The following is a 14,479-nucleotide window of genomic DNA, read 5'->3' as shown; positions in this document are numbered from 1 at the left end:
TCTGAGTAATACGAGAGGATCTGCCATGCGTGGAGAAGAGCTGTTTAGCCGCAGGCCGATGGGCATGCGGATGGCAATGGTTGTGCGCCAGTGGCGTGCGGTGATCGATGATGCCATTCTCGAGACCGGGTTAACCCAGTCGAGCTGGACGGTGATGATGCAGCTGCAGCAGCTTGGCGAAAACGTCTCGGTCAGCGAGCTGGCAGAGGTACAGGGTATTGAACTGCCGCCGCTGATGCGCACTCTGACCCAACTCGAAAAACAGGGTTATCTGCTGCGCACCGTCTCGCCTTATGACAAGCGCATCCGGCTGTTAACGCTGACGCCAGCGGGAAATGCCGTACTCAAAACGCTCACTCAGGTGATCGAGACCTTTCAGGCTCGCGTATCGCACAACATCGCGCCGGAACATATCGACATTTTCAGCGCCACATTGAATCAAATCGCCTGCAATTTGCGGACAATCCGCGAAGAAGATAACAAGACCCAAAAATAATGACTCCTGAACAAAAGTTTGCCCGCTGGGTAAGGGTAAGTATTGCCTCTTTCCTGCTGATGTTTGTCTATTTTATCGTCGCGGATATCTGGATCCCGCTGACGCCGGATTCCACCGTAATGCGCGTGGTGACCCCGGTTTCTGCGCGCGTTTCCGGCTATGTTTCGGCCGTCCATGTGCACAATAACAGCCAGGTCAAGAAAGGCGATCTGCTGTTTGAGCTGGATGACACACCGTTTCGTAACAAGGTTGAAGCGGCGCAAATCGCGCTGGAACAGGCTCGTCTTACCAACGACCAACTGGATGCGCAGATCGCCTCTGCGCAGGCTAGCCTGAAAACGGCGGTGCTGACGGCGCGCAATGATAAAGTCACCTTTGACCGTTACCAGAAGCTGAGTAGCCTGCAGAACGTCTCGCAGGCGGATCTGGATAAAGTCCGCACCGCCTGGCAGAGCAGCGAGCAGTCCGTGAGCTCCCTTGAGGCCAACATCCATAATCTGCGCATTCAGCGCGGCGAACGGGATGAACACCGTAACGTGACGCTGCAAAAATACCGCAACGCCCTTGATGAGGCCGCGTTGAACCTCGGCTGGACGAAGGTCTACGCAGAAGCGGACGGTACGGTAAGTAACCTGCAGTTAAGCCCCGGTTTTTATGCCTCATCCGGCTCGGCCTCGCTGGCGCTGGTCAATAACCAGATCGACATCGTGGCGGATTTCCGTGAAAAAAGCCTGCGTCATACTCATCAGGGAACTCCCGCCGCGGTGGTGTTTGATGCCTTCCCGGGTCGGGTATTCCGTGCTCGTGTTACCAGTAGCGATGCGGGGATCCTGGCCGGGCAGGAAGCGGTAAATGGCCAGTTGTCTCAGCCGGAGACGTCCAACCGCTGGGTGCGTGATGCCCAGCGTATGCGCATTCACGTGGCGCTGGAGGAACAATTGCCGAAGCACTTGCCCACCGGCGCGCGTGCGACCGTGCAGCTCTATAACAGTGAAGGGCCCTTTGCGCGCTTCTTTTCCGGCATGCAAATCCACCTGGTGAGCCTGCTTCACTATGTCTATTAACACTCTGGCGCGGGTGTTTACCCCGCACGGTAACATCGTCTACACGGCGAACGACTTTCGCCAGACCCTGCGCATCGTCTTCGCCGGGATGATTGCGCTCAGCATCTCAAGTTTCTACAACACCCGTTACGGCGTGTTTTTCGTGGTCTACCCGATCATGCTGCTGTCGCTGGTACCCGTATTTAACCGCCATGTGGCAAAGCAGTTTATCTTTAGCGCATCGCTTAATTGCGTTGAAATGATCATTATCATCGGCTATTTATCGCGCTGGCCGGTTATCATGACGCTGGTTGTTTTTGCCCTGTACGTAATGCGTTTTCGCTTTATGAGTAAGGGGCCATTGTTCCTGTTCGGTTCGATGGGCGTGGTGTGTCAGAGCGTGATGCTCAATTTTATGAGTTATTCCTCCACCAACTGGCACACGCTGCTGTTTTCCAATATCGAAGCGAGCGTGATGGCGGTGTGCCTGAGCGCACTGATGAACTATCTTCTGCCGGACGTTGAGCCCAGGCGGCGGCCGCCGCTGATTGAGAAAGACGACGCCCGCGTGCGCCATGAGTCGCTGCTTTCCGGTACCGTGGCGACGATGATTTTTGTGGTCTTCCAGCTAAGCGATTTGAGTGACTCTCTCTCGGCGTTGATGGCCGGGATCCTGATCCTGTTTCCGATGCACTATCGCGGCGCGGTAATGAGCTCAATCTGGCGTGTGGTTGGCGTGGTACTCGGGTGTCTGTACATTCTGGTGGTGCAGCTCATCCTCTACGATCACAGCAGCCATTTGCTGTTGATGATGCCGCTTATCGGCCTCGGGCTGGCGTTTGGCGCGCGTCTGCACGTCATGGAAAAGGTCGGCGCTGGCGTGGGCTTTTCCAGTATCACCACTATCGGCATCATGTTCGGCCAGAATATGCACCCGGACAGCGACCTGGTGTTCAGCGATCTGTATCGCATCACCTCTGTCACTTTCGCACTAGTAGCGACGCTGACGATGATCTTTCTGGTGCACCTGATCCTTAATCGTTTTGCGGCGACGCGCTACGCGATCGCGCCGCCTGACGCGGATTAATGGGCAAGCACGGCGGGCAACTGAGACAGCAGGAAGAGGATCAGGCCAATCGTCCCGCCGACCAGCGTCCCGTTGACGCGAATAAACTGCAGATCTTTGCCGATGTTCAGCTCGATCTGGCGTGACATATCTTTGGCATCCCAGCTTTTCACGGTATCGCTGATGTGGCGGGTGAGAAACGCGGCAAAATCCGGCGCGACGCGGTGCGCGGCCTGCTCCAGATGCTCGTTCAGCGAGGCCTGCAGGCTGGCGTCGTGGGTCAGGGTTTCGCCAAACCATTGACCCGCACTGGCGATACGCTGCTTCACGCGGGAATCCTCGCTGTGCATATCGCTTTTCAGCCACTGACGCAGGTCGGCCCACATCTCCCCCAGATAGCGGTTAAACGCCTCGTCGTTCTTCAGGTAGTGTTTGATGTTCTCGGCTTTTTCCGCCATCTCCGGGTCGTTTTTCAGGTTGTCGATAAGCTTCAGCGTGGCGCGATCAAACGCCTGACGGATCTGGTGGGTGCGGTCATGACTGATATCATCCAGCAGCGTATTCACCGCGTTGGATACCATTTCAGCGCTTTGATCGCCCAGCCACTCGGTTGGCAGCACCATTGCCTTACGGGGGTGCTCGGTCTTGAGCCAGTGGACAATCTGCGCGGCGATATAATCCCGCGTGCCTTCCCGCTGTAGCAGCGTAATCAGGTGCTTGATTACCGCATCCAGCAGCACCTGATGGCGGTTATTTTTGGTCATGCTCTCCAGCATCGCGGCGCTGGTTTGGGTGAAATCGACCTTATCGATAGCCTTATGCACCGCCCGTTTGAGCAGACGCTGAATGCGCCCGTCGTCGGTCAGTTCCAGAAAACCGCTCATTACCTGGATCAGATGCTGCCCGACCCGCTGGGCGTTATCGGGTTTGCTAAACCAGATGCCAATTATCTGCGCGGGTTCATAACGGCGAATTAATGCCACCAGCGATTGCGTATCGAGAAACTTCTCCTGGACGAACTGGCCGAGATTATCGCCAATCCGCTCTTTGTTGCGCGGGATTATCGCCGTATGCCGCGATATAAACGGAATCGGTACCCGGCGGAACAGCGCGACGACCGCAAACCAGTCCGCCAGCGCACCGACCATTGCCGCCTCGGCAATCGCCTTCAGCCCGCGCACCCAGAAGGTCTGAGGCAGGAAGAGGGTAGTAATAAACGCCGCAACGGCTATCAGCAGTAGTGACAGCGCCAGCAGTTTGGCGCGCTTGAGTTCAGTATGTTTTTCCATGGGTTAAGGATAGAGGGTTGTGGAGGGGAAGTGCAAAAATTGCAGGGTGTCACAGAGCTCACGCTGTAATTCGATCACGTTTTGCAGGGGTTTCTCGATAATCGCCGCTTTGCCTGACCGTTCTCTCACTCCGCTTATGCTGTAGCGGAAAAGCTGAATATCACTCATGAGCCCATTCCCTGCGCATTTTTGCTAAATCGTACATCAGGTGAGCAAAACCTTTTGCGACATCCGTAGATGATAAATACTGCATCATCATCTCCTTGTGCGCTTCATTGCTGCCAATCACCGCATCATCAATCGCTTTTGGAAAATCGCCCAGCATGGCTTGTTCACGGGTATTATTGTCGAGTTGAGTCATAACGACTTTGTTTTCGCAGAGTTTATCGCAAACGACAAAGGCGTAGTTAAGCATGTCTTTATCAGACAGATTTTCAGTAATGAAAAGCTCATTGAGCTTCGACAGTACCTGAGACAAAAATTCTTCTTTTTTATCCCTTGCCCTGGCAGTACCAACGTCATTAACCGGATCCAGCGTGTACTCTGCCGCATTCTCCTTCAACTTAAGATCCTGTTCATGAATTTTAGATAGCCGATAGTGGCTCATTTCCACGCTGGAGACGTCCACCTCATCATCATCCGCTGCCTCTTCACGTAACAATGGACTAAGGTGTCGACAATACAGGCTTAATTTTTCCAGCGCCTTATCGTCATAAGCGACAATCTGGGACATGAATTCGTAAAATCGCACGAAGCTAACGAGATCTTTTTTGAAAATTTCAAGGCGATCTTTCTCCTGCTTACAGGCTTTGAAACTGTTCTCCGCGTTTGCGAGAAGAATGGGATTGGGTGAATCTCTTTTAGTCAGTTCAACGATCTGTCTGGCTTTCTGATAGGCTTCTTTCGCAGCGCTATATCGCATTGCCCAGCGTTCAACCGCGGGCCGACAAATATTGCTGATTGCCGCACTGGATTTTTTCTTACTGTAAAAGGACTCACAAAACTGCTCGACTTCATGCCATAAAAATATGCCGCTGGCGCGAAGTTTTTCATACAGATCGAAGGCCAGACCCGGATCGCTCACGTCAGTTAATTCTGCTGTCTGATAATAGGGCTGGAAGGCGTCCAGGATGTCCTGAGGTTCATTGTAAAAATCGAGGACAAAAGTTCCAGACTCTTTTTTGCCCGGATAAGTTCGATTCAGACGCGACAATGTCTGCACGCACTCCACGCCGCCAAGCGCTTTATCGACATACATAGCGCAGAGTTTTGGCTGGTCGAAACCTGTCTGAAACTTGTTGGCAACTAGCATGATCTGATAGTCATTACTGTCAAAGGCATCGCGCATATCGCGGCCTTTGAGCGCCGGGTTCATCGTGATTTCAGTAAATTTCTGGTGTAATAGCGCGAGGTTGTTCATGTCATTTTCCTGAAACTCCACCTCGCCAGAAAAAGCCACCATAGTGGTGATTCTCTTATAACCCATCTCAGCGATGTATTTATCAAAAGCCAGTTTATAACGCACCGCCGCTTTGCGTGAGCTGGTGATGACCATCGCTTTTGCCTGCCCACCAAGCAGATACATCACATGTTGGCGATAGTGCTCAACAATGACCTTCACCTTTTGAGAAACATTGTGGTCGTGCAACGTTACCCATTGGTTAAGTTTGATTTTTGCCCGGTTGCTGTCCACTTCCCGATCTTTATCATCGATTTTCTGCAACAGTTTACAGGCGACCTTATAGTTGGTGTAGTTTTTCAGCACGTCGAGGATAAACCCTTCCTCAATGGCCTGGCGCATGGAGTAGACGTGAAACGCAGCAGGCTTATTTGATCTGGATGCTGGTTCATTGGGGTCAGGTTTTCGCCCAAAAAGCTCAAGTGTTTTCGCCTTTGGCGTGGCGGTAAAGGCGTAGAAATTGAGATTATTGCTCCCGCGGCGGGCGATGAGGGTGGCGTCAAGAATATCCTCACAGCTAAGTACCGCATCATCCTCAATCCCATCGCTTATCAGCACCTCTTTTAGCTGGCGCGCCGTGGAACCGCTTTGGGATGAATGCGCTTCATCAGCGATGATCGCATAGCGACGTTCTTTGAGGTTGGTGTTGTTTTCAATTGCTTTCAGCACGAACGGGAAGGTCTGGATGGTCACGATAATGATCGGCTGCGAGTGTTCCAGCGCGCTGGCAAGCTTTTCCGATTTCGAGCCTTCCCCCTCGCGGTTATTAATGCGGCCGACAACACCATCGGCATGTTCAAACTGATAGATGGTGTCCTGCAACTGATCGTCCAGCACGGTACGGTCGGTGACTACAATCACCGAGTGGAAGCGTTTATGGCCTTGTTCATCGTACAGGCAGGAGAGTTGATGCGCCGTCCAGGCAATGGAGTTTGATTTTCCGGATCCGGCGCTGTGCTGGATAAGGTATTTATTGCCAGTGCCTTCTTCATCTGCGGCGCTGATGAGCTTATTCACGACGTCCCACTGGTGATAGCGTGGGAAGATCAGACTCTCTTTTTTGATTCGCTTACCGTTCCAGTCCTCTTTTTCGTCGATCTGCAGGTGAACAAAGGAGGCAAGGATTTTCAGCAGATTTTCGGGGAGTAAGACTTCATTCCAGAGATAGCGCGTGGCGTATTGCTGGCTATCTGCCGGGATCGGGTTGCCTGCGCCGCCTTCTTTGGTGCCTTTGTTAAAGGGCAAAAAATACGTCTCATCGCCTGACAGCCTGGTGGTCATATAGACCTCATACTGGCTGACCGCAAAATGCACCAGTGCCCCGCGCTTAAAGGTGAGCAGCGGCTCTGGTTTGTTGGTCAGCGGGTCTGTTGGCAGACGCGTTTTCCTGTACTGGTTGATAGCGCTGTTAACCGTCTGCTTAAATTCGGATTTTAGTTCAAACGTGGCGACGGGAAGGCCATTGATAAAGAGTACCAGGTCGATGCGCCAGCGTTTGGCTTTTATATCCGTGGCATTACTGCTGGCGTGGGGACTGTAAACCAGCTCCGGGACGATGCGGCAAATGTTTTGTCGGTAGCGCGCAAGGGTGTCCGGGTTCAGGGTATGATCGGGCTTAAACTGACACAGTGAGAAGCGTGCATTATGGCTTTTAATACCGTGACGCAGTACGCCCAGCGTGCCGTAGGTTCGGGACTGGAGATCGGTGGTGTTGGCATCGGCTTTTTTAAGCTTAGCGACCAGCGCGTCGAGGAAATGGCGTTCGGTATCGTTGGGATAAATACGGGCGAATTTTTCCCACTCCTGCGGCTGGGTGGCGTGGATAAATGAAAACGTATCCTGCGGGTAGAGTGCGCGTTGGCGATCGTAGATATCACCCTTGCCCAGGTGCCAGCCGTTTTGACACATCTCATGAATGATATCGGCCTGAAGGTTGGCTTCTTTAGTGATATCGGCGTTCATGCGATGGCCTCCTCAGCGGGTAAGTTGGCGTCGACGCTGATGGCGGGAGGTGCCCAGTCGCGGAGATCGATTTTGCCGGTAACGGCGGCGGCGATAAGGGCGGTACGGCGTTCTTTTAAGAGTTCAATTTGTTGGAGTTGTTTTTGGATTAAGGTGTCGATTTTTGCGGTTTTATTATCTAGAAAGGCCGTAATTCTTGCCTGCTCATTGTCTGGTGGGAGCCAAATTGTTAATCCTCGTAATAATGACTGCGTAATGCTAAATACTTTCACGCCTTTGACCGAGTATTGTACTTGCGTTCTAAATGCAGGGCCATCCATTATATAGGCATAATATCGATAATTTTTTTTACGTTCTGGACGCACTATTATCGTATGATAGCCTGCAAAAATATTGGCTTCACAAACGAGTTGCGAAAAGTTACCTGATCCGGCAACATCTTCAGATGTATCTGCGAAGATTAAATCACCAAATGAGAGTAAAGATTCCAGGTTTCCTCTTTTATAACTTTCAGAGATGCATTTTAGATGGTGAATTTTCGGGTTGACCTCGAAGCCATATTTGGAATGTATTTCACCATAGTTTATACATGGAATCCCTTCTTCCTGAAGGTTTTCTTTTGTAATGGTAAGGCCTTTTCCAAATGAAAAACAATATCTAAGTTTGCTTATCCTCCAATGCTGCGGGATCTTACCCAACCACTCAATCCCAGAATCTTTTAGCGGCGTATCGGGGTTTAGCCCTTTGGTTACAATATGGCTAATTAATGCCTGGCGTTTTTCTTTTAGGAGTTCGATGAGTTGCTGTTGTTTTTGGAGTAAGTTATCGATTTTTGCAGTTTCATCATTAATAAAAGTAGCGATCATATTTTGCTCATTAATTGATGTTAATGGCAAGTACAATGCACCAAATTGTTCATAACTTATAGATTTACCCTCTCTCATACTATCTGTCGATGCCTGTAAATTTGCAATGAAAGGAGTACATTTCAAAAGGTGACGATAATATTCATAACTAATTGGCTTAGCATGTGTTAGCACTGTGTATGCTGGTGAAACACAACCAGAATACTGGCTGTATTCAATGCCACCTTCGAAACTACGAAGGCTGATAACAAAATTATTTTTCTCTACATGTCGAAATGAATCAGTTCCTTTTAATGCAAGCATTACTTTTGAGTCATTCTTTATCATCATTAGGGATTGAGGAATGACGCCATACTTTTGGCTTGCTGCAAGATGTTCATCGCTTTTAAATGCAGTAGTAAGTACACGATGGAATAAGGTTTTCCCTGATAGAATATTCCAGTGTAAAGGTATTTCTCCCAACCACTCAACCCCAGAGTCCTTGTATTCCGGATACGCTTTATATTTAGCCATCAGGAATGTACCTCCTGCAGCAGCTTCATAATCTCCGCGCTCAGCGTGTCCAGCTCAGCGTCGATCTCTTCCAGCGGGCGCGGGGGCTTATACACATAAAAATGTCGGTTAAACGGAATCTCGTACCCCACAATTCCAACCTCACCGTCCCGTGCATCACGCTTGTCGGCATTTATCCATGCATCTGGCACGTGCGGCAACACCTCGGCCTTCACGTACCCTTCAATCAGATCGCTGGTCGCGACAGACGGACTAAGCGCTACGTTCTCGTTATCGCGCAGGTCGGCATCCTGTTCGAATTCTACCACCTGTCCACAGTAATCAAACGCGCCGTACAGCGGTTGGGCAGCTTCCTTAAGTACCTTTTTGATTACCGGTTCGGCATGCGGATTTTTACGGGCGATCGCCTCAATAAACTGCTTGTGCTCTTTCGCATCGAGCTTCACGGCGGCGGTTTTGATCGCTTCTTTTAGTGTGAGCTGGAACTGGTTAAAGTCATCGCTCGGCTGCCCTTTACCACCCGCTTTACCATCGAGCTGCGTCTGAATCTGCTGCGCTTTCATCATCAACGCACGCTGGTTTTGCCATAGCGACGCGTCAAGCAGATCTTTAATCTGCTTCTCTTTGAGCTCAGGGAATTCGGCTTTAATAATGGCACGCGCTTCGGCTTCGAGTGCAGCAAAACTGCCGTAGTTCTCGTTCTGCCAGAACGCACCGAAAGCCTCATACAGACAGACCATCGGGGCATTAAACGGTTTTGGGGCGAAGCGAAGTGCGGCAATAGATTCATCGGTGACCTGGGCCGTTAAACGCAGAGGACGTTCAATGGTCAGGCGGCGGAAGCCGAAATCAGTGCTGTTGAAGATCTTGCAGGAGAATGTGCGTTTGTCGCCAGCGTCTTTAAGATCCACGACCTCGAAGTCGCCAAAGGTACGGGTGATAAGCCGGATGTCCTCCTCGCTCATCATGTTGCGTTTCGCGCCCAATGATTTGCGCATTTTGCTGAACAGCTTGCTGGCATCGATCAACTGGATCTTACCCTTACGCTCAGCGCTTTTTTTGTTCGACAGGATCCACACGTAAGTGGCGATACCGGTGTTGTAGAACATGTCGGTGGGTAGGGCAACGATCCCCTCCAGCAGGTCGGCTTCAAGTATGTAGCGTCGGATTTCGCTCTCGCCGCTGCCCGCTCCGCCGGTAAACAGCGGTGAACCGTTAAGGATGATGCCGATGCGTCCCCCGGTATCAGCATCGCGCATTTTGCTGATCAGATGTAGCAGGAATAAAAGCGAGCCATCCGAGACGCGCGGCAGACCCGGCCCGAAACGCCCCTCAAACCCTTTACGATGCTCGTTATTTACATCGGCTTCGATTTTCTTCCAGTCCACGCCAAACGGTGGATTCGATAACATGTAATCAAAGCGGTCGACAGGAAGTTGATCGTTGGAAAGGGTGTTACCCAGTTTGATGCGGCTGACGTCCTGGCCTTTTATCAGCATGTCGGCCTTACAGATGGCGTAAGACTCCGGGTTTAACTCCTGTCCGAACGGGCGCATTACCGCTTTTGGATTGAGTTCGTGGACGTACTCCATCCCGGCGGAGAGAAAGCCGCCCGTGCCTGCCGTCGGGTCGTATAGAGTACGAATAACGCCGGCTCTGGTGAGGGCATCATCGTCTTCCATAAAGACCAGAGAGGTGGTGAGGCGCACAATATCACGGGGGGTAAAATGTTCCCCGGCGGTTTCATTTGAGCTTTCGGCAAAACGGCGGATCAGCTCTTCAAATACCAATCCCATATCATGATTGGAGATGGCCTGCGGACTAAGGTCGGTAGTGGCAAACTTCTGCACAATCTTGTACAGCAGGTTAGCGTCATCCAACAGTCCAATAAATTCGCTGAACTTAAAGTGTTCGAAAATTTCACGGGCATCGGTTGAGAAAGACTGGATATAGTTTTCCAGATTATCCCGAATATCGCTTTGCCCCAGCTTGCCCAGATCCAGCGGCGAGGCATTAAAGAACGTCAGGTGATTAGTGGCGCGCAGGATTAATTTCTCTTTCGCCTCTTCAGGCAGGTGCGAGGCACGGACGTTTTTGGCCTCGGCGACGACCCTGTCTTTGCTCTCTTCAAGCACGCATTCCAGGCGGCGTAGTAGGGTGAAAGGAAGAATAATGCGGCCATACTGAGACTGTTTAAAATCACCGCGTAGCAAATCAGCGACAGACCAAATAAAGGCTGCCGTTTGCGAGAAGTTGAGGGACGTCATAAAAGCACCCTTGCCCATGTTAGAGGCATTATTTTAGGAGGATTTAAAACTCTCTTTTTACCATGCCTTAAAGTATCATTCACTAAAAAACACGATCATTTTCAATATGTTATGAGTATGGTTTGCCAAATTTAATTGATACTATGAATATATTGCTTAAGCCGGGTGAATGTGCGAATACGTCAACGCTTCTCGCCATCAGCCGCTACAACAGCGATGCGCCAATCAGCGAGAAAAAAATCAAGACCATGGCTTAGCAGGGCCGCAAAATGCATCAGACTGCAGGTGATATTCCCGATCATTACATATGCAGCTCAAAGCCCGCGATCCTTTCTAAGAACCTTCCGGATATACCCAACTTTACGTCCGCGACCAGTCATTTTGACTACCCTTAATACCCTAAGCGGTAATTAAAGGAGATTCGATATGGCTTACCAGACAGTAAATCCTGCCACCAACCAGCTCATTAAAGAATATCCCTCCCATACGGATGCCCAGGTCGACGCGGCGCTGAAAGCGGCCGATGCGCTCTACCACTCTGAGTGGGCGAAAGGCGATATTGACCAGCGTTTGCCGGTGCTGCATAAGCTTGCCGACCTTATCGACGAACGCGTGGAGGATCTGGCAAAGATTGCCAGTCTGGAGATGGGTAAGCTCATCGAACAAAGCCGTAGCGAGGTTAAACTGTGTGCGCAAATTGCCCGCTATTATGCGGATAACGCGAAGCAGTTCCTGGCGCCGGTGAAATACAATACCGAACAGGGGGAAGCCTGGGTGGAACATCACCCCATCGGCGTGCTGGTCGCCGTTGAACCGTGGAACTTCCCTTACTACCAACTGATGCGCGTGCTGGCGCCAAACCTGGCGGCGGGGAATCCGGTGATCGCCAAACATGCCAGTATCGTACCGCACTGCGCCGAGACCTTTGCCCATCTGGTGCGTGAGGCCGGTGCGCCGGAAGGGGCGTGGACTAACCTGTTCATCTCCTCCGATCAGGTGGCGAATATCATTGCTGACGAGCGCGTGCAGGGTGCGGCGCTGACCGGTTCAGAAAAAGCGGGCAGCGTGGTCGCGGCGCAGGCGGCGAAGCATATAAAGAAATCGACCCTCGAACTGGGCGGTAACGACGTGTTCGTGGTGCTTGACGATGCTGACCTCGAGAAAGCAGTGAAGATCGGCGTTAACGCGCGGTTGACTAACGCCGGGCAGGTCTGTACTGCAGCGAAGCGTTTCATCCTGCATGAGCACATCGCCGATGCGTTCCTGAGTCAATTCACCGAGGCCTTCAGACAGGTGAAGATGGGCGATCCGCTGGACGAAAGCACCACGCTGGGGCCGTTGTCTTCGAAAGATGCCCTTGAGACATTGACCAAACAGGTCAACGAGGCGGTGAAAAACGGCGCGACGCTCCATTATGGCGGTAAGCCGGTTCAACGTGACGGGAGCTTCTTTGAACCGACGATCCTGACCAACATCTCGCGAGAAAATCCGGCGTACTTCGAAGAGTTCTTCGGCCCGGTGGCGCAAATTTATGTGGTGAAGAGCGACGACGACGCGGTCGCGCTGGCGAACGATTCGCACTACGGCCTGGGCGGCGCGATATTCAGTCAGGATATTGAGCGGGCGAAGAAAATGGCGTCCCGTATCGAAACCGGTATGGTCTACATCAACTGGCTGACCGATACTGCCGCAGAGCTGCCGTTCGGTGGGGTGAAGCGTTCCGGCTACGGCCGTGAGCTATCGGATTTGGGGATCAAAGAGTTTGTGAACCAGAAGCTGGTAGTCGTGCATAAGTCAACGAGGTAATAAAAAAACCTGCCGGTTGGCAGGTTTTTTCTTGTTTTTACAATACGTTAGAAGCTCACGCCGCCGCCCACGTAGGCACCGTCGATCAGGGTGTGGTTTGGACGACCGTCTTTGCCGTCAACGCTCACGTGGCGATAGCCCACTTTCAGCGTAACGGGTTTGATTGGGCTCCAGCTTACGCCGCCGTTGGCTTCAACGTAATTTTTTACGCTGTTGTTCATGCCGTCTGGTGCAACATATCCTTCACCGAACACCTTAACGCTGTCGGTCAGCGCAACGCTTACGCCGCCGCCTACCGGGAACGCCACGCCGTTATCCCCTTTTTTCGGGCCCACGTAGAGGGCTTTCGCGCCAGCATTCAGCATCACCGGGCCGACTTCGAAATTGTAGCCTGCGCCAACGCCACCGGTGGTAGTGCCGTCGTCGGTATTTTTAATCCAGTTACCTTCCGCGTACAGGCCGGAAGTCGATTTACCCATTTCCACATTCAGGTTGGTAAAGTTTTTACCCTGCTCAATGCTGCCGCCCATTGCCAGTGCGGAGCCAGATACAGCGGTAAGTGCGGAAAGAATAAGGACATTGAGCTTTTTCATAAGTATTTCCTCGTCATCAAATTAATATGAGGACACCTTAACAAGCGATGTTTACGACTGCAAATGTGATGGAAGTCGCGGTTTTATATTGATTTTGTTAGGTCAGTTGTCGCTTTATGTTGAGGGAAAGAGGGTTTTTTACTGCGTCAATGCATAATGTTTTAGTGTTTAGAATAAGTTTAATTTTTTTTCTAAACAGAGGGTGAACGAGACGGGGATAATCGTTTGAAATGCAGTAGTTGAAATGCTAATAATTTCCAAAAATGTTTCCTGTGTAATGGTTGAATACGTAATTTTACATTCAACTGTATAAAGTGTACGCGATCGTGCGCTTAATAAACGCATTGGCTGAGATGTTGTTTTGCGGGGGGCCGGAACGCTGAACACGAGCGTGCCGCTGGCAACGCTCGTAAAGAGAAGAGAGAGTTTTGTTTATTCAATTCCCAAAGCAAGCGGTGCCTAAAGGAATATATTTACCCTCTGCCACGATGAACTTCCTGTTCATGCCTTTTAAAGACGCTGATGCATAACGTTCACCGGGCAACATATGGAATTGGTGAGAGCTTTCGTCATCCCCCGTGCATCCCTTATGGATAATGACTCTAAAGAACGTGTTACCGCTGTTTTTCAATATCCCCTGGCTTTCATCGTAGGCATATTTCAGCACAGTATCCCTTGGCCGTACGATCAATATTGCGCTCATTGAAATAGTCGATACCACTTCAGTCGCTTTGGCATTTTTTTTGAAAGGGACGATGGTAACCGGCACCTCCCTGAAAATTATCCTGAAGTAGCGCTCTTGTCTGTCTTTCGGACCACGGTAGAAAACCTTGAAATAATCCTTGCCGCCAGGCGGGATAGTGATGTTAAGCGGGGACCAAATGACATCCTTTTCGTTCTCACGAACGCGATTCTCCCCTCCCTCACCGGGTTTATCAATTTTGAAGGCCTGCACGGAATAAATATTAGCCACAGACGTATTGTTCACTACCGGAATGGAAAGAAATGCGTCCCTGGCTTCAACTGAAAATACCGTTGAATTCAGATAAATGGCAGCCGCAGGCCATGCTGTGAGCAGTAAAGAACCGGCTAAATAAAAGAGTGTTAAAAATCGCATCA

The 14,479-nt window shown here is 51.0% G+C and carries 11 protein-coding genes; 4 read left to right on the top strand and 7 right to left on the bottom strand.

Annotated elements, in window-relative coordinates; translation table 11 throughout:
• Positions 1 to 25 precede the first annotated feature (25 nt).
• From NL510_RS20160 to NL510_RS20150, 3 genes are read left to right on the top strand one after another with little or no spacing between them, the layout of a single operon-like run.
• The gene (locus NL510_RS20160) at positions 26 to 496 is read left to right on the top strand and encodes a MarR family winged helix-turn-helix transcriptional regulator (protein WP_253379709.1); all 471 of its coding nucleotides are present in this window, start codon (positions 26 to 28) and stop codon (positions 494 to 496) included.
• A complete protein-coding gene (locus tag NL510_RS20155; RefSeq protein WP_253385036.1) occupies positions 493 to 1,560 on the top strand; it encodes an HlyD family secretion protein in 1,068 nt (355 codons plus the stop codon). The genes NL510_RS20160 and NL510_RS20155 overlap by 4 nt, the downstream gene beginning before the upstream one ends.
• Entirely contained in the window at positions 1,550 to 2,626 is a 1,077-nt protein-coding gene (locus NL510_RS20150) for a DUF2955 domain-containing protein (RefSeq protein ID WP_253379699.1), read from the top strand. The genes NL510_RS20155 and NL510_RS20150 overlap by 11 nt, the downstream gene beginning before the upstream one ends.
• On the opposite strand, the gene NL510_RS20145 is transcribed toward NL510_RS20150, so the two are convergent.
• The 5 genes from NL510_RS20145 to NL510_RS20125 are packed head-to-tail and all read right to left on the bottom strand — an operon-like array spanning position 2,623 to position 10,961.
• Complete coding sequence (locus tag NL510_RS20145; RefSeq protein WP_253379692.1) at positions 2,623 to 3,894, bottom strand: DUF445 domain-containing protein; 1,272 nt, start codon at positions 3,892 to 3,894, stop codon at positions 2,623 to 2,625. The genes NL510_RS20150 and NL510_RS20145 overlap by 4 nt on opposite strands.
• Before the next feature lie 3 nt (positions 3,895 to 3,897).
• Positions 3,898 to 4,062 carry a hypothetical protein gene (locus NL510_RS20140; RefSeq protein WP_253379689.1) on the bottom strand — a complete coding sequence of 55 codons (165 nt, stop codon included), beginning with the start codon at positions 4,060 to 4,062 and terminating at the stop codon, positions 3,898 to 3,900.
• Positions 4,055 to 7,315 (bottom strand): type I restriction endonuclease subunit R, encoded by a 3,261-nt coding sequence (locus NL510_RS20135; RefSeq protein WP_253379676.1) that lies wholly within the window; start codon positions 7,313 to 7,315, stop codon positions 4,055 to 4,057. Before NL510_RS20135 ends, NL510_RS20140 begins: the two co-directional genes overlap by 8 nt.
• Positions 7,312 to 8,694, bottom strand: a complete 1,383-nt coding sequence (locus NL510_RS20130; protein ID WP_253379674.1) for a restriction endonuclease subunit S — start codon at positions 8,692 to 8,694, stop codon at positions 7,312 to 7,314. The genes NL510_RS20135 and NL510_RS20130 overlap by 4 nt, the downstream gene beginning before the upstream one ends.
• The gene (locus tag NL510_RS20125; protein WP_253379672.1) at positions 8,694 to 10,961 is read right to left on the bottom strand and encodes a type I restriction-modification system subunit M; all 2,268 of its coding nucleotides are present in this window, start codon (positions 10,959 to 10,961) and stop codon (positions 8,694 to 8,696) included. Before NL510_RS20125 ends, NL510_RS20130 begins: the two co-directional genes overlap by 1 nt.
• Positions 10,962 to 11,387: 426 nt before the next feature.
• Between NL510_RS20125 and NL510_RS20120 the strand changes: the two genes are divergently transcribed.
• On the top strand, positions 11,388 to 12,767 hold the full coding sequence (locus NL510_RS20120; RefSeq protein ID WP_253379670.1) for an NAD-dependent succinate-semialdehyde dehydrogenase: 1,380 nt from the start codon (positions 11,388 to 11,390) through the stop codon (positions 12,765 to 12,767).
• Positions 12,768 to 12,814: 47 nt separating this feature from the next.
• Here NL510_RS20120 and NL510_RS20115 read toward each other — a convergent pair whose 3' ends face one another.
• Positions 12,815 to 13,360, bottom strand: coding sequence for a YfaZ family outer membrane protein (locus NL510_RS20115; RefSeq protein WP_253379668.1), 546 nt, complete (start codon positions 13,358 to 13,360; stop codon positions 12,815 to 12,817).
• A 436-nt stretch (positions 13,361 to 13,796) separates the two neighbouring features.
• Entirely contained in the window at positions 13,797 to 14,477 is a 681-nt protein-coding gene (locus NL510_RS20110; RefSeq protein ID WP_253379666.1) for a fimbria/pilus periplasmic chaperone, read from the bottom strand.
• Positions 14,478 to 14,479: the final 2 nt, after the last annotated feature.

Source organism: unidentified bacterial endosymbiont (genome assembly GCF_918797525.1).
Lineage (GTDB): Bacteria > Pseudomonadota > Gammaproteobacteria > Enterobacterales > Enterobacteriaceae > Enterobacter.
This window is presented reverse-complemented; position numbering and strand designations above follow the sequence as displayed.

Excerpts from the sequence above, each read along its gene's own strand:
- NL510_RS20150 (WP_253379699.1), top strand. The coding sequence starts at position 1,550 with ATGTCTATTAACACTCTGGCGCGGGTGTTTACCCCGCACGGTAACATC.
- NL510_RS20110 (WP_253379666.1), bottom strand. The coding sequence starts at position 14,477 with ATGCGATTTTTAACACTCTTTTATTTAGCCGGTTCTTTACTGCTCACA.
- NL510_RS20115 (WP_253379668.1), bottom strand. The coding sequence starts at position 13,360 with ATGAAAAAGCTCAATGTCCTTATTCTTTCCGCACTTACCGCTGTATCT.
- NL510_RS20135 (WP_253379676.1), bottom strand. The coding sequence starts at position 7,315 with ATGAACGCCGATATCACTAAAGAAGCCAACCTTCAGGCCGATATCATT.
- NL510_RS20140 (WP_253379689.1), bottom strand. The coding sequence starts at position 4,062 with ATGAGTGATATTCAGCTTTTCCGCTACAGCATAAGCGGAGTGAGAGAA.
- NL510_RS20130 (WP_253379674.1), bottom strand. The coding sequence starts at position 8,694 with ATGGCTAAATATAAAGCGTATCCGGAATACAAGGACTCTGGGGTTGAG.
- NL510_RS20125 (WP_253379672.1), bottom strand. The coding sequence starts at position 10,961 with ATGACGTCCCTCAACTTCTCGCAAACGGCAGCCTTTATTTGGTCTGTC.
- NL510_RS20160 (WP_253379709.1), top strand. The coding sequence starts at position 26 with ATGCGTGGAGAAGAGCTGTTTAGCCGCAGGCCGATGGGCATGCGGATG.
- NL510_RS20145 (WP_253379692.1), bottom strand. The coding sequence starts at position 3,894 with ATGGAAAAACATACTGAACTCAAGCGCGCCAAACTGCTGGCGCTGTCA.
- NL510_RS20120 (WP_253379670.1), top strand. The coding sequence starts at position 11,388 with ATGGCTTACCAGACAGTAAATCCTGCCACCAACCAGCTCATTAAAGAA.